The following is a 16,873-nucleotide window of genomic DNA, read 5'->3' on the forward strand; positions in this document are numbered from 1 at the left end:
GAAATAAGGGAGGAGGGGCGAGCGGAGGCGCTCTGAGACTTAATGCGTCTTGTAGACGTTTTTTGATTCTAGCATACGCCGATTCGCGCCTGAGCGGCCGATCAGCGGCTTGACGGCGGACGTGTTGTCGGTTGACAACACGTCCGCGGAACGGCCGGTATTACAGGTGGCTGTCCAGGAATGCGGTGAGTTGCGACTTCGACAGCGCACCGACCTTCTGTGCGGCGGCCGCGCCGTTCTTGAACAGGATCAGCGTCGGGATGCCGCGCACGCCGAACTTCGCGGGCGTTGCCTGGTTGTCGTCGACGTTGATCTTCGCGATCTGCAGCTTGTCGCCGTAGTCCTTCGCGACTTCGTCGAGGATCGGGGCGATCATCTTGCACGGGCCGCACCATTCGGCCCAGAAGTCGACGAGCACGGGCTTGTCGGATTTGACGACGTCCTGTTCGAACGATGCGTCGCTGATGTGTTTGATCTGTTCGCTCATTGGGTCAATACCTCTTACACGGTTCGGGGACTGCCTGCTTGGCGCGTTGCGGCGCTCCGGCGGCCTGTCGGCTGCCGGCCGCTGCGGCAGGTCACTCCGCTCTCCGGAAGGAAGGGCGTAAGCGCTGCATCGCGCGGCTCGCGGGTCGTTCGGGCGTCATATTAGCCTAAATTGCTATCTGCTGCGGGCGGCGATAGTAGCCGCTACGCGAGTAGGGGTACGACGCGCCGTTCGACCGTTGTGATCCGAACGTGGAGGCCGGCTCGCAAAATACAAGAGTCACGGTATCTATCCCGCTATCCATCCGCCTGTTCGCGCCTGTTCGCGCCGGATCGACAAGCCCGTACGCGCGCCGGTTTGCTCGATCGTGCGCATTGTTGCGAACAAACGGTCGCATTTGCCCGGAAGCGGTGATAGAATATGCCGTGACGGGCCTCCTCGCATGGTGGGGCGGTGAACCTGGTCAGGTCGGGAACGAAGCAGCCACAATCGTTTTCTGCCAGTGCCGAGGGTCGGGCTCGTCACCTTTCCTCTCGCCCCGTTCGCCGGGCGTTTTTTATTTCTGCGTCATTCTCCGTTTTACCTGCGTCTTGCCTGTTTTCCGCACCGTTTCGCGTGTCGGCGCGACGCAGCGTTACTGATACAATTTCCCGATGACCTATCAAGTTCTCGCACGCAAGTGGCGTCCGAAGGATTTCGCTTCGCTCGTCGGCCAGGAGCACGTCGTCAGGGCGCTCACGCACGCGCTCGACGGCGGGCGTCTCCATCACGCCTATCTGTTTACCGGAACCCGCGGCGTCGGCAAGACGACGCTGTCGCGGATCTTCGCGAAGGCGCTCAACTGTGAAACCGGCGTCACGTCGCAGCCGTGCGGCGTGTGCCGCGCGTGCCGCGAGATCGACGAAGGCCGCTTCGTCGACTACGTCGAAATGGATGCCGCGAGCAACCGCGGCGTCGACGAAATGGCCGCGCTGCTCGAGCGCGCGGTGTACGCGCCCGTCGATGCGCGCTTCAAGGTCTACATGATCGACGAAGTGCACATGCTGACGAACCACGCGTTCAACGCGATGCTGAAGACGCTCGAGGAGCCGCCGCCGCACGTCAAGTTCATCCTCGCGACCACCGATCCGCAAAAGATTCCCGTCACCGTGCTGTCGCGCTGCCTGCAGTTCAACCTGAAGCAGATGCCGGCCGGGCACATCGTGTCGCACCTCGAACGGATCCTCGGCGAAGAGCGGATCTCGTTCGAGCAGCAGGCGCTGCGTCTGCTCGCGCGCGCCGCGCAGGGCAGCATGCGCGATGCGCTGTCGCTGACCGATCAGGCGATCGCCTACTCGGCGAACGAAGTGACCGAATCGGCGGTGTCGGGCATGCTCGGCGCACTCGACCAGACTTACATGGTGCGCCTGCTCGATGCGCTCGCGGCCGGCACCGGCCCGGAGATCCTCGCGATCGCCGACGAGATGTCGCTGCGCAGCCTGTCCTTTTCCACCGCGCTGCAGGATCTCGCCAGCCTGCTGCACCGGATCGCCTGGGCGCAGTTCGCGCCGGGCTCGGTGCTCGACGAATGGCCGGAAGCGGCCGATCTGCGCCGCTTTGCGGAGACGCTGAGCCCCGAGCAGGTTCAGCTGTTCTATCAGATCGCGACGGTCGGGCGCGCGGAGCTCGGCCTTGCGCCGGACGAATACGCCGGCTTCACGATGACGTTGCTGCGGATGCTCGCGTTCGAGCCGGCCGTCGGCGCCGGCAGTGCGCCGGGCGGTCAGCCGGCCGTGCCGCGTGCCGTGCCTGCACCAGCATCCGCGCCGCGTGCGGCCGCTGCCGTTGCGTCGGCTGCGGCACCCAAGTCGTCGGCGCCGCAGCCGGCAGCCGTGGCGGCCGCACGTCCGCAAGCGGCTACGCCCGCTGCGCGTCCGGCAGCGGTCCAGTCCGACGATGCGGCGATTGCGCCGGCAGTGAAGGCTGTTTCGACACCGGCATCTGCATCCGCGGCAACATCGGCTGCGCCCGCAGCGCCGGCCGCACCGCAGCCGCAAGCGATCCCGGCACCTCAGGCGGTACCGCCGAGCGATGCACCGCCGGCTGTCCGCAACGAACCTGAACCGCCTGCCGCCGCCAAGCGCAACGACGAACCTGCGCCGCCTGCCGAACCGACGCCGCGTGCCGCGCCAGCCGAACCCGCCGCGCGCCCGTCGGCCCGCGGCGGTGCAGCTGCCGCACTCGACGTGCTGCGCAATGCCGGCATGCGCGTGTCGTCCGACCGCGCGCGCGCGGGCGCCGCGCCCAAGCCGGCGGCGGCCCAGCCGGCCGTCGAAAAGCCGGCGGCAGCGCGTCCTGCCGTGCAGGTACCGACGCCGCGCGCGGCGGCCCGCGCGCCGCAGGCTGCCGACACGCGCCAGGCCCCGCCGCCGTGGGAAGACATTCCGCCGGACGAATACGTGCCGCTCAGCGCCGACGAGATGTTCGGCGGTGCGGCGGACGACGGCTTCGTGCCCGTGTTCGACAGCGGCCCCGACGACGTGCGCATTGCGCCGAAGGCAGTGGAGGCCCGTCCGTCCGCACCGGTCGACACGCGCCCGCTGCCGCCCGCGATCGCGCTCGACCCGGTCGGCTTCGACGGCGAATGGCCGGCGCTGGCCGCGCGGTTGCCGCTGAAGGGCGTCGCGTATCAGCTCGCGTTCAACAGCGAGCTGACGGCCGTCGACGCGACAACGTTGAAACTGTCCGTGCCGGTGCCGCAGTATGCGGACGCCGCCCAGGTCGCGAAACTGAAGGCGGCCCTGGCCGATGCACTCGGCAAGGCCGTCGAGGTCGCGGTCGAGGTCGGGCCCGCGCGGCGCACTGCGGCGGCGCTCGATGCGGCTGCACGTGCGGCACGCCAGCGCGAGGCAGAGCAGGACATCCATGGCGATCCGTTCGTCCAGCAGCTCGTGCGTGACTTCGGCGCGCGTATCGTCGAAGGCTCGGTGCGGCCGCTCGCCGATCCGGCGCCGGACGGCACGCCGCCGACGCTGCATTGAACGAAGCGCACCGCGACAGGCACAATCACGCCCGCACACATTGACCGGCACGCGCCGCGTGCCGGTTTTCACACGATCAAGAAGGAGTATTCCCATGTTGAAAGGCAACCTCGCCGGACTGATGAAGCAAGCGCAGCAAATGCAGGAAAACATGAAGAAGATGCAGGAGCAGCTTGCGCAGATCGAAGTCGAAGGGCAGTCGGGTGCCGGCCTCGTCAAGGTGACGATGACCTGCCGCAACGAAGTGCGTCGCGTGGCGATCGACCCGAGCCTGCTCGCGGACGACAAGGACATGCTCGAGGATCTGGTCGCGGCCGCGTTCAACGATGCGGTGCGCAAGGCCGAAGCGACGTCGCAGGAAAAGATGAGCGGCATGACGTCGGGCCTGCCGCTGCCTCCGGGTTTCAAGCTGCCGTTCTGAGTGCAGCCTCCGTTCAGCTTTCAGCCGCCGTATGAAACAGCCGTCCGCCCTGTCCGCGCTCGTCGAAGCGTTGCGCGTATTGCCCGGCGTCGGGCCGAAATCCGCGCAACGCATGGCGTACCACCTGATGCAGCACGATCGGGAGGGTGCGGAACGGCTCGGCCGGTCGCTGCTGTTCGCGACCGAGCACCTGCAGCACTGCGAGAAGTGCAATACCTTCACGGAAGCGCAGATCTGCGAGGTGTGCAGCGACGAGGAGCGTGATCCGACGCTGCTGTGCGTCGTCGAGACGCCGGCCGACCAGATCATGCTCGAGCAGACGATGACGTACCGCGGGCTGTATTTCGTGCTGATGGGGCGGCTGAGCCCGCTCGACGGGATCGGCCCGAAGGAAATCCATTTCGACCGCCTCGTGCGGCGCGCGTCCGACGGTGTCGTCAAGGAGGTCGTGCTCGCGACCAACTTCACGAACGAGGGCGAAGCCACCGCGCACTACCTCGGCCAGACGCTGAAGGCGCGCGGGCTCGCGGTCACGCGCCTCGCGCGCGGCGTGCCGGTGGGTGGCGAACTCGAATACGTCGACGCGGGCACCATCGCGCGCGCGATGCTCGACCGCCGCACGATGTAAGCCGGGCGCCGCCGGCCGGCGGCGCCGTTCCTCATGCCAGGGAGACACATGAGCACCAGCCAGGGCCCGCTCGCGGGCGTCAAAGTGCTCGAATTCGGGACGCTGATCGCGGGGCCGTTCGCGTCGCGCCTCTTTGCCGAATTCGGCGCGGAAGTGATCAAGATCGAGGATCCGAACGGCGGCGACCCGCTGCGCAAGTGGCGCAAGCTTCATCCCGAGCAGGGCGGCACGTCGCTGTGGTGGTCGGTCCAGGCGCGCAACAAGAAATCGGTCACCCTCAACCTGAAATCCGATGCCGGCAAGACGATCGCGCGGCAACTCGCGCGCGAGGCCGACATCGTGATCGAGAACTTCCGCCCGGGCCTGCTCGAGAAGCTCGGGCTCGGCTACGACGTGCTGTCGGCCGACAACCCCGGGCTCGTGATGGTGCGCCTGTCCGGTTACGGGCAGACCGGCCCGTACCGCGACCGGCCCGGCTTCGGGGCGATCGCCGAATCGATGGGCGGCTTGCGCCACATCACCGGCTATCCCGATTTGCCGCCGCCGCGCATCGGCATCTCGATCGGCGACTCGATCGCCGCGCTGCACGGCGTGATCGGCGCGATGATGGCGCTCCACCACCGCAACGTGAACGGCGGCGCGGGGCAGGTGGTCGACGTTGCACTGTACGAAGCTGTGTTCAACATGATGGAAAGCGTGGTGCCCGAGTACGGCGTGTACGGGATGGTGCGCGAGCGCACCGGCGCGTCGCTGCCTGGCATCGTGCCGTCGAACACCTACGCGTGCCGCGACGGCAGCATCGTGATCGGCGGCAACAGCGACCCGATCTTCAAGCGGCTGATGAAGGCGATCGAACGCGACGACCTCGCCGACGATCCCGCGCTCGCTCGCAACGACGGACGCGTGCCGCGCACGCAGGAGATCGACGACGCGATCGCCGCCTGGCTCGCGCCGCGCACGATCGACGACGCGCTGGCCGTGCTCAACGCGGCCGACGTGCCGGCCGGGCGCATCTACAGCGCCGCCGACATGTTCACCGATCCGCAGTTCGTCGCGCGGCAGATGATCCAGCGTTTCAAGCTGGCCGACGGCACCGACATTCCGCTGCCGAACATCACGCCGAAGCTGTCCGGCACGCCGGGCGAAACGCGCTGGCTCGGGCCGGAACTCGGCGAGCATACGGACGAGGTGCTGCGCGGTCTCGGCTACGACGCGCAGGCGATCGCCGCGCTGCGCGAGGCCGGCGCGATCTGAGCGCCGCGCGCTCGACGCTGCGCGTCAGGTCTGCCGAACGGGTATCTCGTCACGGCGGCCCTTCGAGGGGGAAAAGCCGGGCGGCACCGCGTTTTCCCGCACCTGCAAACGCCGCCGCGCAATGCGGCGGCGCACCGCGCGCGCGTCGTGCGTGCGGGCCCGTCCGCACCCGCCGGACTGTCGCTCTCGCGCCATCTTTCCTCGGTTACAATCGCCGGATGCGAATCCTACTCAGCAACGACGACGGCTATCTCGCCCCCGGTCTCGCCGCGCTCAGCGACGCGCTGCAGCCGCTTGCCGACCTCACGGTGATCGCGCCCGAGCAGAATTGCAGCGGCGCATCGAATTCCCTTACGCTGTCGCGGCCGCTGTCGGTGCAGCGCGCGACGAATACGGGTTTCTTCTACGTGAACGGCACACCGACCGATTCGGTGCACGTCGCGCTGACCGGGATGGCCGACGCGCGGCCCGACCTCGTCGTGTCCGGGATCAACAACGGCCAGAACATGGGCGAAGACACGCTCTATTCAGGGACAGTTGCGGCCGCCACCGAAGGCATCATGTTCGGCGTGCCGGCCATCGCGTTTTCGCTGGCCGACAAGGGTTGGGCGCATCTCGCGGATGCGGCGCGCGTCGCCGCGGAAATCGTCGAGCACTTTCTCGCGCATCCGCTGCCCGGTCAGCCGCTGCTGAACGTCAATATTCCGAATCTGCCGTACGACGAACTGAAAGGCTGGCAGGTCACGCGCCTCGGCAAGCGTCACCCCTCGCAGCCGGTGATTCGCCAGACCGACCCGCGCGGCGAGCCGGTCTACTGGATCGGTGCCGCGGGTGCGGCGCTGGACGCGAGCGAAGGCACCGATTTCCACGCCGTCGCAAACGGTTTCGTCTCGATCACGCCGCTGCAGCTCGATCTCACGCATACGCAAATGCTGCCTGCAACGCGCGAATGGGCGCGCGCAGGAGGGCGGGCTTCATGAGCGGCGAGCGCGCGAAGCGGTTCCCGCTCGCGCTCGAAGATCTCAAGCGAGCGCCACGCAAATCGGAGGGCCGGGCCGGTGAACGTCATGCGGCGAGCGCGGTGCCTAAGGCCGTCGACAAGCCCGCTGCCGTGCTGAAGCCGGTGGCGGTGAAGGCGGGCGTCGCCCGCACGGTGCCCGGCACGGCCGCCGCGAAGCCGGCGACCGCACCGAAGCCGACCGTGCTGAAGCCCGCGATGCCGAAGCCGGCGGCGCCGAGCGTCGCGCCGGCCGGTGCATTCGCGCTGACGTCGGAACGTGTGCGCGAGCGCATGGTCGAACGCCTGCGCGCGAACGGCGTGACCGACGCGCGCGTGCTGGATGCGATGGCCGCAGTGCCGCGCCACCTGTTCGTGGATCCCGGGCTCGCGACGCAGGCCTATGAGGATGCCGCGTTGCCGATCGGCCACCAGCAAACGATTTCAAAGCCGTCGGTCGTCGCGCGCATGATCGAGCTCGCGATGGCCGGCCGCACGCTCGAGCGCGTCCTCGAGATCGGCACCGGTTGCGGCTACCAGGCCGCGGTGCTGAGTCACGTGGCACGCGACGTGTATTCGATTGAACGCATCAAGCCGCTCTACGAGCGCGCGAAGCTGAACCTGCGGCCGCTGCGCGTGCCGAACATCCGTCTGCATTACGGCGACGGGCGTGTCGGCCTGCCGTCCGCGGGCCCGTTCGACGCGATCGTGATCGCGGCGGCGGGGCTCGACGTGCCGCAGGCGCTGCTCGAGCAGCTCGCGATCGGCGGGCGGCTCGTCGCGCCGGTCGGCGCGCAGAGCGGGCAGCCCCAGGTGCTCACGCTCGTCGAGCGCGTCGCGCACGCGCAATGGCGGGAGTCACGGCTTGATCGCGTTTTCTTTGTCCCTTTAAAATCCGGAGTGATTTGAAACCGATGAGTATGTTGCGCGCGATGCAAAACAACCGAACCAGGGAACCGCTCACGTTCGCCCAGCGCGCGATCTGTGTGGCTGCGTTCTCCACGCTACTGGCCGCCTGTGCGACACGGCTCGACAACGCGCCCGTCGTCGACCGCTCCGGATCGCTCGGCACGACCGCCGCCGCGCAGCCGGCAGTGCCGCTCGGCCCGCCGCCGCCCGGCTTCTACCGTGTGAAACCGGGCGATACGCTGTACCGGATCGCGCTCGAGAACGGGCAGAACTATCGCGACATCGCCACCTGGAACAACCTGGCGAACCCGAATCAGATCGAAGTCGACCAGCTGCTGCGTGTCGCGCCGCCGGGCGGTGCCGCGCTTGCCGGCTCGCCGGCTGCCGCGCCGATCACCGGCGCCGCCGTCGCGACCGCGCCGCTCAGCAGCGGTCCCGCGACGCCGGCCGCGGGCTCGTCGTCCGCGCTCACGCCGCCGGCTGCCGCCGCATCGAGCGATACGGCAGCCGCGCCGAGCGGCCCCGTGACGTTTGCATGGCCCGTGCGCGGTCCGGTGCTGAACGGTTTCGACGACGCGAAGAACAAGGGCGTCAATATCGGCGGCACGTCCGGCGAGGCCGTGAAGGCGGCGGCCGACGGCCGCGTCGTCTACTCGGGCAACGGCCTGCGTGGCTATGGCAACCTCATTATCATCAAACACGATGCAACTTACCTCACGGCGTATGCACACAATCGCGCTTTGATGGTAAAAGAGGGGGACGCGGTAACGAAGGGGCAGAAGATCGCCGAGATGGGTAACAGCGATGCCGACCGCGTGATGCTGCATTTCGAGGTTCGCCGGCAGGGTAAACCTGTCGATCCGCTGAAGTATTTGCCGCCTCAATAACCGAGACGACCATGCCGAAATCGAAGCGCCACGAGCCGCAAGCCGAGTCTGAGAAGATCAGTCGTGCCACGCAAGCATCGGTGGAGCGAGCTGGCGCTTCGAAGGACGACGAAGACGACGTCGCGGAAAACGAACGTGATCTCGAGGCACGCGACGCCGAAGCGGACGGCGACGACGAGCGCGAAGGCCGGGCGGAAGCCGCGCCCGACGTCGACGATTTCCGCGCATTGCTGCAGGCCGAGCTCACGGCCGACACGATCCAGCATTACCTGAACCGTATCAGCGTGAAGCCGCTCCTGACCGTCGAGGAGGAGCAGCGCTATTCCCGTCTCGCGAAGGCCGGCGAATTCGAGGCACGGCAGGTGATGATCGAGCGCAACCTGCGTCTCGTCGTCAGTATCGCGAAGGGTTACCTGAACCGCGGCGTGCCGCTGCTCGACCTGATCGAGGAGGGCAACCTCGGCCTGATGCACGCGATCGAGAAATTCGATCCGACGCGTGGCTTTCGGTTTTCGACCTACGCGACGTGGTGGATCCGGCAGAGCATCGAACGGGCGATCATGAACCAGGCTCGCACCGTGCGTCTGCCCGTGCACGTGATCCGCGAACTGAACCAGGTGCTGCGCGCGAAGCGTCACCTGGAAAAGAATTCGATGTCGACGGGCGAGGCCGCCGAGCGCCGTGAAGCCAGCATCGACGACATCGCCTATCTCACCGGCAAGACCGCCGAGGAAGTCACCGACATCCTTGCGCTCAACGAGCACACCGCGTCGCTCGACGCGCCGCTCGATCTCGATCCCGCGAGCAGCCTGCTCGACCTGCTGCCCGACGACCAGAGCCAGTCGCCCGACGCGGAGGTGCAGCACCGCGAACTCGAGACGCTCACGCGCGCGTGGCTGTCGCGGCTGTCCGACAAGCATCGGCACGTGATCGAGCGCCGCTTCGGCCTGAACCACATCGAACCGGCCACGCTCGAGGAGCTGGCCGACGAGATGGGGCTCACGCGCGAGCGCGTGCGGCAGATCCAGCAGGAAGCGCTGGTGCGCCTCAAGCGGTTCTTTGCCTCCAATGGCGTACGCAAGGACGCCGTTCTGTAACTGATGACTCCGATTCTCGTTTTTGACATCGAGACCATTCCCGATGTCGACGGCATCCGCCGTCTGGAAGACCTGCCCGCGACGCTGGACGATGCCGCGGTGGCCGAGCATGCGTTCGCCGCGCGCCGCGAGAAGACCGGCAGCGATTTCCTGCCGCATCACCTGCAGCGCATCGCGGCAATCTCCTGCGTGTTCCGCGACAACAACGGTTTCCGCGTGCGCTCGCTGGGCACGCCCCAGGACACCGAGGCGACACTGGTCCAGTCGTTCTATCGCGTGATCGAGAAATACACGCCGCAGCTCGTGTCGTGGAACGGCGGCGGCTTCGATCTGCCGGTGCTCCATTACCGTGCGCTCGTGCACGGGGTCCCCGCGTCGCGCTACTGGGATCTGGGCGAGGACGACCGCGAGTTCAAGTGGAACAACTACATCTCGCGTTATCACTCGCGGCACACCGATCTGATGGACGTGCTCGCGATGTATCAGGCGCGCGCGAATGCGCCGCTCGACGCGCTCGCGAAGCTGTGCGGGTTCCCGGGCAAGCTCGGAATGGACGGCAGTCAGGTGTGGCCGGCGTTCCAGGATGGCCGGATCGAGGAAATCCGCAACTATTGCGAAACCGACGTCGTCAATACCTACCTGCTGTATTGCCGGTTCCAGCTGATGCGCGGCGGCCTGACGCCGAGCGAATATGCGGACGAGATCCTGCTCGTGAAGAATTCGCTCGCGCAGGAGCCCGCGTCGCACTGGGCCGAATACCTGGCTGGTTTCGACGCTTGACGCGGGCGGCCCGCATTGAGGCCGCGATCAATCTCGATCGAGTTCGAGCACGACCGGCTGGTGATCCGATTCGCGCGCGTCGCCGTCGATCTCGCAGCGCGTGACGCGCGGCAGCAGCGTATCGGTCACGAACACGAAGTCGCATGCGAGCGGCCCGTCGGACCATTGCGCCGTGTCGTAGACGCCGGCGGTCGGCGGCGGCGTGCGGTCCGGGTGTCGGGCGATCCACGCATCGACGAACGACGGTGCGTCGGCGATCGGCTCGAGCATGCGCCGGTACGCATCGCTGCCGAATGCGCTGTTGAAGTCGCCGCAGAGGATGGCATCACGCGGTTGGCCGGTCTTGCTGAACGGCCCCGTGGCATTTTCGGCCGGCGCGGGCTGGTCCGCATGCGCGCACGCTTCGCGGTGCCGGGCGCGCAATGCGTCGACCTGCGCGAGTCGCTGGCGCGCCGAATAGAATTCCAGATGCGTCGTGACGACCCGCAGCCGACCCGACGGCAACACCAGTTCGACGTCGAGCGCGACGCGCGGCATGGAAGGCGCGTCGGCGTCGGCCGGCCACGGCAGCAATTGGCGCAGCACGCGCCCGATCGGCAGCCGGGTCGCGATCGCATTGCCGAACTGGCGGCGCGGTGCGCCGGGTTCGAGCGGCGGCAGGTCGGCGCCGATCGCTTCGACGATCGTATAGCCGGGCAGCAACGCCGCCAGTTCGGCGAACTGGTCGGGGCCGGGCTGGCCGGGCAGTGCGCCGAAGCCGCGCGTGACTTCCTGCAGGCACAGCACGTCGAAGTCGCCGAGCCGGCGGGCGGCGGCGATCGTGCGGGGGAGGTCGACGACGCCGTCCGCGTCCCGACTCCATTGGATGTTCCAGTCGATCAGTCGCATGGCCGAGTCTCCCGAGTCCCCTGAGTCTGTTGCGAGCAGAACGTGTGCCGCCGGCTGACCTCGCGAGACGCCGCGCATGCGGGCCGGCGGCGGATGGCCTGCAGGCCGTTCCTGCATGATGCGGCGCGGCAGATGCGTCAGTATCGACGCTTGCGCCACGAAAGCGGGCGACGCGGGCTTTCGTCGTCTACAATCTCGCCTTCTTCAACGTTTTGTCAGGAAAAGCTGGTGTCCGAAGCCGTCCCCACTTCTGCGCGCAAATCGAAAAATGCGCCCGTCGCGCCCGGGCCTGCCCCGGTTCTCGAGATCGAATCGCTCGACATGGAAGCGCGCGGTGTCGGCCGCACGGCGACCGAGGACGGCACGCCGGGCAAGGTCATCTTCGTCGAGGGTGCGCTGCCCGGCGAGCGCGTGACCTATTCGAGCTACCGTCGCAAGCCGAGCTACGAGCAGGCGACCGTTGTCGACATTCTGCGCCCGAGCGTGCTGCGCACGCAGCCGAAATGCAAATTCTTCGGCACCTGCGGCGGCTGCTCGATGCAGCACCTCGACATGCGCGCGCAGGTCGCGATCAAGCAGCGCGTGCTCGAGGACAACCTGTGGCACCTGTCGAAGCTGCGCGCCGAGACGATGTTCGCGCCGATCCACGGTCCGTCGTGGGGCTACCGCTACCGTGCGCGCCTGACCGTGCGCAACGTCGCGAAGAAGGGCGGCGTGCTGGTCGGGTTCCATGAAAAGAAGAGCAGCTATGTCGCCGACATGACGAGCTGCGAAGTGCTGCCGCCGCACGTATCGGCGATGCTCGTGCCGCTGCGCCGGCTGGTCGAGGGGCTGTCGATCCGTGACCGGATGCCGCAGATCGAGCTCGCGGTCGGTTCGCAAGTCACGGCACTGGTGCTGCGCGTGCTGGAGCCGATCAATGCGGACGACGAAGCGCTGCTGCGCGCGTTCGCCGACGAGCACAAGGTGCAGTTCTGGCTGCAGCCGAAGGGCCCGGACACGGTGACGCCGTTCTATCCGCTCGACGTGCCGCTCGACTATACGCTGCCGGAGTTCGGCATCCGCATGCCGTTCAAGCCGACCGACTTCACGCAGGTCAACCATCAGATCAACCGCGTGCTGGTGGGTCGCGCGCTGCGCCTGCTCGCGCCGTCGCGCGACGATCGCGTGCTCGACCTGTTCTGCGGGATCGGCAACTTCACGCTGCCGCTCGCGCGGCTGTCGCGCGAGGTGATGGGCATCGAAGGCAGCGAGACGCTGACGACCCGCGCGCTGGCGAATGCGCGCGAGAACGGCGTCGACGGCCACACGACGTTCGCGTGCCGGAACCTGTTCGAGGTGACGGGCGACGACCTTCGTGCGCTCGGCGCATTCGACAAGTTCCTGATCGACCCGCCGCGCGAAGGCGCGCTCGCGGTGTCGAAGGCGCTGGCCGAAATCGCGCAGAGCGGCGAAGGCCCGCTGCCGAAGCGCATCGTCTACGTGTCGTGCAACCCGTCGACGCTCGCGCGTGACGCAGGCCTGCTCGTGCACGAGGCCGGCTACCGGCTGAAGGGCGCCGGAGTCGTGAACATGTTCCCGAATACGTCGCACGTCGAATCGATCGCGCTGTTCGAGCGCGACTGAGCGGGCGGGCGGTGGACGTAAAAAAACCGGCCCTCGGGCCGGTTTTTTCATGGGGTACGGCGAACGTCAGTTGCGGTTGCCGCCGAAGATGCCGAGCAGCGCGAGCAGGTTCGTGAACACGTTGTACAGGTCGAGGTAGATCGCGAGCGTGGCCGAGATGTAGTTCGTCTCGCCGCCGTTCACGACGCGCTGGACGTCGAACAGCATGTAGGCCGAGAAGATCGCGATCGCGAGCACCGACACGGTGAGCATCAGCGCCGGCAGTTGCAGGAAGATGTTCGCGACCGAGGCCAGCAGGATCACGATCACGCCCATGAACAGCCATTTGCCGAGCCCGGAGAAGTCGCGCTTGCTGACCGTGGCGATCGTCGCCATCGCGGCGAAGATGATGCCGGTGCCGCCGAACGCGAGCATGATCAGCGACGGGCCGTTCGAGAAGCCGAGGATGAAGCTCAGCAGGCGCGACAGCATCAGGCCCATGAAGAACGTGAAGCCGAGCAGCACGAACACGCCGGCCGCGCTGTTTTTCGTCCGCTCGATCGCGAACATGAAGCCGAACGCGATTGCGAAGAACGCGAGCAGGCTCATCATCGGGCTCGTGGCCGCGAACAGCGAGAAGCCCGTCGCGACGCCGACCCATGCCCCCAGCACCGTCGGCACCATCGACAGCGCGAGCAGCCAGTACGTGTTCCGCAGCACGCGATTGCGAACCTCTGCGGTGCTGACGGAGCCGCCGCGGCCGAAATTGTACGGATAGTCGTTCATGGTTTCTCCTAACATTGAACGCGTGGGCGTCCGGGGCCGGTTCGGCGCGCGCGGTGTGCGGCGCAGCAAACCGGAGCAGCTATGGCTAAGATACGTTCCGTGCCGCGAGGTTTCAATGGCCGGGCGGCGCAAAAAACATATGGATTTGGAACCTTTCGCTCCTGTAAGGGTTCAATCGCAATGATACACGGGATCGTGCTACAATAGCGGATTCATTTGAACCTGTAACTTCTTAATTTCTTGGAGTTTTTATGGCAATCGAGCGCACCCTGTCGATCATCAAGCCGGATGCGGTGGCAAAGAACGTGATCGGCCAGATCTACAGCCGTTTCGAAGGCGCCGGCCTGAAGATCGTCGCATCGCGCATGGCACACCTGTCGCGTGCGGACGCAGAGAAGTTCTACGCAGTTCACGCAGCACGTCCGTTCTTCAAGGACCTCGTCGATTTCATGATCTCGGGCCCGGTGATGATCCAGGTTCTGGAAGGTGAAGGCGCGATCCTGAAGAACCGCGACCTGATGGGCGCGACGGATCCGAAGAAGGCGGAAAAGGGCACGATCCGCGCCGACTTCGCCGACAGCATCGACGCGAACGCCGTGCACGGCTCGGACGCTGCTGAAACGGCTGCGGTCGAAGTTGCATTCTTCTTCCCGGAAATGAACGTCTACTCGCGCTAAGCCCTGGCTGGCAACAAGTAGGCAGGATTCAGCGCACGCGGCAAGGCAGCACATCATGACGAGCGAAACTTCCGTCAATCTTCTCGACTTCGATGCCGAAGGTCTTGTCGCGTACTGCGGCAGCCTCGGCGAGAAGCCGTTCCGCGCCAAGCAATTGCAGCGCTGGATCCATCAGTACAACGCCGGCGATTTCGACGGCATGACCGATCTCGCGAAGTCCCTGAGAGAAAAGCTCAAGGGCCGCGCGTCGATCGTGATGCCCGATATCGTCAGCGATCACGTTTCCACCGACGGCACGCGCAAGTGGCTGATCGACGTCGGAAACGGCAATGCGGTCGAAACCGTGTTCATCCCGGAAGAGACGCGCGGCACGCTGTGCGTGTCGTCGCAGGCCGGGTGTGCGGTCAACTGCCGCTTCTGCTCGACGGGCAAGCAGGGCTTCTCCCGCAACCTGTCGACAGCCGAAATCATCGGCCAGCTCCGGATGGCCGAGTTTGCGCTGCGTGCGTCGCTGGGTCGCGCGCCCGGTCCGAACGGCAAGGCCGAACGGGTTGTCACCAACGTGGTGATGATGGGCATGGGCGAGCCGCTGCTGAACTACAGCGCGGTCGTGCCCGCGATGCGGCTGATGCTCGACGACAACGCGTACGGCCTGTCGCGCCGCCGCGTCACATTGTCGACGTCCGGCGTGGTGCCGATGATGGACCGCCTCGGCGCCGAATTGCCGGTCGCGCTCGCCGTTTCGCTGCACGCGCCGAACGATGCGCTGCGCGACGAACTGGTGCCGCTCAACAAGAAGCATCCGCTTCGCGAGCTGATGGCCGCGTGCCAGCGCTATCTGAAAGTCGCACCGCGCGACTTCATTACTTTCGAATACTGCATGCTCGACGGCGTCAACGACACCGAAGCGCATGCGCGCGAACTGCTGGCCGTCACGCGTGACGTGCCCTGCAAGTTCAACCTGATCCCGTTCAATCCGTTTCCGGAATCGGGCCTCATCCGCTCGAAGCCGGAGCAGATCAAGCGCTTTGCACAGGTCCTCATCGACGCGGGTGTCGTCACGACCGTGCGCAAGACGCGCGGCGACGACATCGACGCCGCGTGCGGCCAGCTGGCCGGCGCCGTGAAGGATCGCACGCGCCTGGCGGAGCGAACGGGCGCAGCAGCAAAAATCATCGAAGTTCGGGCGATCTGACGGGGACGCCTGGTCGGGGCCGCGTGGGTGCGGATGCCTGGACTTCTTGCGGTACAACACGCGAATAGCGATCGGTCGCGGCGCCTCGGCGCCGCGCATGATGTGGACAGTTGCGGGAGCCGGCGGCGCCCGCCAGTGAAGAAGAATCGACGCGAGGACAAGGATGAGTGAGCCGCAGCCGACCAACGGCGCAGAGACGAATGCCGCGAAGCCGGCACCGGCGGGGCTTGAAACGCTGGCGGCCGTCGGCAGCCGGCTGGCGCAGCTCCGGGAGGCGAAGGGCTGGACGGTCGACGACGTGTCGGCGCGGCTCAAGGTCGCTCCGCAGAAGCTGCGTGCGCTCGAGGCTGGCGACATCAGCCATTTGCCCGGCGTAACGTTCGCGCTCGGCGTCGTGCGCAGCTACGCGAAGATGCTCGGCGTCGATCCGGAGCCGTTCGCCCACGCATTGCGCCGCGAGCGTGGCGTGCAGGAAGTCGATCTGTCGATGCCCGCGTCGTCGGGGACGGATCTGCCGCGCGGCCGCGTGTCGATTCCGCTTGGCGGGTCGTCGCACCATCATCCGTGGCTGTGGGGGACGGCGATCGTCGTCGTCGCGGTGATCGCGGTACTCATGTGGCACACTGGCGGCGATTCGTCGAGCTGGCTCGCGCGCTTCAAGGGTGGCGGCACCGAACACGCGTCGGCGGCCAGCGCGCCGGCGGCGTCTTCCGTCGAAGCGGCAGCCGAGGGCGGTGCGTCGGCGGCAGCCGGCAACGACGCTCCGGCGCTGGTTGCGGCATCCGCCGTGGCACCGCAGGCCGTTGCGTCGGCTGCTCCGGCCCCGACCCCGACGGCCGCCGTGCCCGCGTCGCAACCGGTCGTCGCGACGGCCGCGGCGAGCAGCGCGGCCGTGCCGGCCCAGCCCGCGAGCGTCGTGGTCGCGGCAGGCCAGTCGATGGTCGAACTGAAGGTCAAGCAGGATTGCTGGTTCAGCGTGCGCGACAAGAGCGGCAAGGAACTGTTCTCGGCGCTGGTGCGGGCCGGCGAGACGAAGCAGGTCGCCGGCGACGGTCCGTTCAAGGTCACGATCGGCAACAAGGCAGGCCTTGATACGGTCGCGTTCGACGGAAAGCCGGTCGATCCGGCAAAATATTCGGCAGCGCGGGGTAACGTGGCGCGGTTCACGCTGCCCTGACGTCAAGCGCCGTGGCGCAGGCCTGTCCTGGACAGGCCGCGAGGGCACGGCGCTTTTTCAATTCA

Annotated in this window: 16 protein-coding genes and 1 other RNA gene; 14 read left to right on the top strand and 3 right to left on the bottom strand. The window is 67.0% G+C overall.

The features are described from left to right. Positions 1-160 precede the first annotated feature (160 nt). The gene (gene trxA / locus U4Y91_RS14280; protein ID WP_006402348.1) at positions 161-487 is read right to left on the bottom strand and encodes a thioredoxin TrxA; all 327 of its coding nucleotides are present in this window, start codon (positions 485-487) and stop codon (positions 161-163) included. Positions 488-914: 427 nt separating this feature from the next. Here trxA and ffs point away from each other — a divergent pair. From ffs to U4Y91_RS14330, 10 genes are all read left to right on the top strand, one after another. Next, positions 915-1,013: signal recognition particle sRNA small type (gene ffs, locus U4Y91_RS14285), an RNA gene on the top strand. A gap of 127 nt (positions 1,014-1,140) precedes the next feature. Continuing rightward, entirely contained in the window at positions 1,141-3,507 is a 2,367-nt protein-coding gene (locus U4Y91_RS14290) for a DNA polymerase III subunit gamma/tau (protein ID WP_321805558.1), read from the top strand. Positions 3,508-3,601: 94 nt separating this feature from the next. Further along, positions 3,602-3,928, top strand: coding sequence for a YbaB/EbfC family nucleoid-associated protein (locus U4Y91_RS14295; RefSeq protein WP_006755698.1), 327 nt, complete (start codon positions 3,602-3,604; stop codon positions 3,926-3,928). Between the two features lie 31 nt (positions 3,929-3,959). Continuing rightward, positions 3,960-4,556 carry a recombination mediator RecR gene (recR, locus tag U4Y91_RS14300; protein WP_044847271.1) on the top strand — a complete coding sequence of 199 codons (597 nt, stop codon included), beginning with the start codon at positions 3,960-3,962 and terminating at the stop codon, positions 4,554-4,556. A 48-nt stretch (positions 4,557-4,604) separates the two neighbouring features. Then, positions 4,605-5,810: a CaiB/BaiF CoA-transferase family protein gene (locus U4Y91_RS14305; protein WP_321805559.1), complete on the top strand. Its 1,206-nt coding sequence runs from the start codon at positions 4,605-4,607 to the stop codon at positions 5,808-5,810. A gap of 218 nt (positions 5,811-6,028) precedes the next feature. Then, positions 6,029-6,790 carry a 5'/3'-nucleotidase SurE gene (gene surE / locus U4Y91_RS14310; RefSeq protein ID WP_124486298.1) on the top strand — a complete coding sequence of 254 codons (762 nt, stop codon included), beginning with the start codon at positions 6,029-6,031 and terminating at the stop codon, positions 6,788-6,790. Next, positions 6,787-7,716 (top strand): protein-L-isoaspartate(D-aspartate) O-methyltransferase, encoded by a 930-nt coding sequence (locus U4Y91_RS14315; protein WP_321805560.1) that lies wholly within the window; start codon positions 6,787-6,789, stop codon positions 7,714-7,716. Before surE ends, U4Y91_RS14315 begins: the two co-directional genes overlap by 4 nt. Positions 7,717-7,721: 5 nt before the next feature. After that, complete coding sequence (locus tag U4Y91_RS14320; RefSeq protein WP_321805561.1) at positions 7,722-8,603, top strand: peptidoglycan DD-metalloendopeptidase family protein; 882 nt, start codon at positions 7,722-7,724, stop codon at positions 8,601-8,603. Between the two features lie 11 nt (positions 8,604-8,614). Beyond that, positions 8,615-9,700: an RNA polymerase sigma factor RpoS gene (gene rpoS, locus U4Y91_RS14325; protein ID WP_321805562.1), complete on the top strand. Its 1,086-nt coding sequence runs from the start codon at positions 8,615-8,617 to the stop codon at positions 9,698-9,700. Between the two features lie 3 nt (positions 9,701-9,703). Next, a complete protein-coding gene (locus U4Y91_RS14330) occupies positions 9,704-10,480 on the top strand; it encodes a 3'-5' exonuclease (RefSeq protein WP_321805563.1) in 777 nt (258 codons plus the stop codon). Between the two features lie 27 nt (positions 10,481-10,507). Here U4Y91_RS14330 and U4Y91_RS14335 read toward each other — a convergent pair whose 3' ends face one another. After that, a complete protein-coding gene (locus U4Y91_RS14335) occupies positions 10,508-11,368 on the bottom strand; it encodes an endonuclease/exonuclease/phosphatase family protein (protein WP_321805564.1) in 861 nt (286 codons plus the stop codon). A gap of 228 nt (positions 11,369-11,596) precedes the next feature. On the opposite strand from U4Y91_RS14335, the gene rlmD reads away from it, so the two are divergent. Beyond that, a complete protein-coding gene (rlmD, locus tag U4Y91_RS14340; protein ID WP_124614463.1) occupies positions 11,597-12,994 on the top strand; it encodes a 23S rRNA (uracil(1939)-C(5))-methyltransferase RlmD in 1,398 nt (465 codons plus the stop codon). 66 nt (positions 12,995-13,060) lie between these two features. On the opposite strand, the gene U4Y91_RS14345 is transcribed toward rlmD, so the two are convergent. Further along, positions 13,061-13,759: a Bax inhibitor-1/YccA family protein gene (locus U4Y91_RS14345; RefSeq protein ID WP_006761414.1), complete on the bottom strand. Its 699-nt coding sequence runs from the start codon at positions 13,757-13,759 to the stop codon at positions 13,061-13,063. Positions 13,760-14,010: 251 nt separating this feature from the next. On the opposite strand from U4Y91_RS14345, the gene ndk reads away from it, so the two are divergent. The 3 genes from ndk (at position 14,011) to U4Y91_RS14360 (ending at position 16,808) form a co-directional block, all read left to right on the top strand. Next, positions 14,011-14,436, top strand: a complete 426-nt coding sequence (gene ndk, locus U4Y91_RS14350) for a nucleoside-diphosphate kinase (RefSeq protein ID WP_011352265.1) — start codon at positions 14,011-14,013, stop codon at positions 14,434-14,436. Positions 14,437-14,491: 55 nt separating this feature from the next. Beyond that, positions 14,492-15,631 (top strand): 23S rRNA (adenine(2503)-C(2))-methyltransferase RlmN, encoded by a 1,140-nt coding sequence (gene rlmN, locus U4Y91_RS14355; protein WP_044848980.1) that lies wholly within the window; start codon positions 14,492-14,494, stop codon positions 15,629-15,631. A gap of 163 nt (positions 15,632-15,794) precedes the next feature. Beyond that, entirely contained in the window at positions 15,795-16,808 is a 1,014-nt protein-coding gene (locus tag U4Y91_RS14360; RefSeq protein WP_321805565.1) for a helix-turn-helix domain-containing protein, read from the top strand. Positions 16,809-16,873: the final 65 nt, after the last annotated feature.

It is taken from the genome of Burkholderia sp. BCC1993, assembly GCF_905339865.1.
Lineage (GTDB): Bacteria > Pseudomonadota > Gammaproteobacteria > Burkholderiales > Burkholderiaceae > Burkholderia.

Bases quoted from the DNA above. Each gene is read 5' to 3' on its own strand.
- trxA (WP_006402348.1), bottom strand. From the start codon at position 487: ATGAGCGAACAGATCAAACACATCAGCGACGCATCGTTCGAACAGGAC.
- U4Y91_RS14290 (WP_321805558.1), top strand. From the start codon at position 1,141: ATGACCTATCAAGTTCTCGCACGCAAGTGGCGTCCGAAGGATTTCGCT.
- U4Y91_RS14295 (WP_006755698.1), top strand. From the start codon at position 3,602: ATGTTGAAAGGCAACCTCGCCGGACTGATGAAGCAAGCGCAGCAAATG.
- recR (WP_044847271.1), top strand. From the start codon at position 3,960: ATGAAACAGCCGTCCGCCCTGTCCGCGCTCGTCGAAGCGTTGCGCGTA.
- U4Y91_RS14305 (WP_321805559.1), top strand. From the start codon at position 4,605: ATGAGCACCAGCCAGGGCCCGCTCGCGGGCGTCAAAGTGCTCGAATTC.
- surE (WP_124486298.1), top strand. From the start codon at position 6,029: ATGCGAATCCTACTCAGCAACGACGACGGCTATCTCGCCCCCGGTCTC.
- U4Y91_RS14315 (WP_321805560.1), top strand. From the start codon at position 6,787: ATGAGCGGCGAGCGCGCGAAGCGGTTCCCGCTCGCGCTCGAAGATCTC.
- U4Y91_RS14320 (WP_321805561.1), top strand. From the start codon at position 7,722: ATGAGTATGTTGCGCGCGATGCAAAACAACCGAACCAGGGAACCGCTC.
- rpoS (WP_321805562.1), top strand. From the start codon at position 8,615: ATGCCGAAATCGAAGCGCCACGAGCCGCAAGCCGAGTCTGAGAAGATC.
- U4Y91_RS14330 (WP_321805563.1), top strand. From the start codon at position 9,704: ATGACTCCGATTCTCGTTTTTGACATCGAGACCATTCCCGATGTCGAC.
- U4Y91_RS14335 (WP_321805564.1), bottom strand. From the start codon at position 11,368: ATGCGACTGATCGACTGGAACATCCAATGGAGTCGGGACGCGGACGGC.
- U4Y91_RS14345 (WP_006761414.1), bottom strand. From the start codon at position 13,759: ATGAACGACTATCCGTACAATTTCGGCCGCGGCGGCTCCGTCAGCACC.
- ndk (WP_011352265.1), top strand. From the start codon at position 14,011: ATGGCAATCGAGCGCACCCTGTCGATCATCAAGCCGGATGCGGTGGCA.
- rlmN (WP_044848980.1), top strand. From the start codon at position 14,492: ATGACGAGCGAAACTTCCGTCAATCTTCTCGACTTCGATGCCGAAGGT.
- U4Y91_RS14360 (WP_321805565.1), top strand. From the start codon at position 15,795: ATGAGTGAGCCGCAGCCGACCAACGGCGCAGAGACGAATGCCGCGAAG.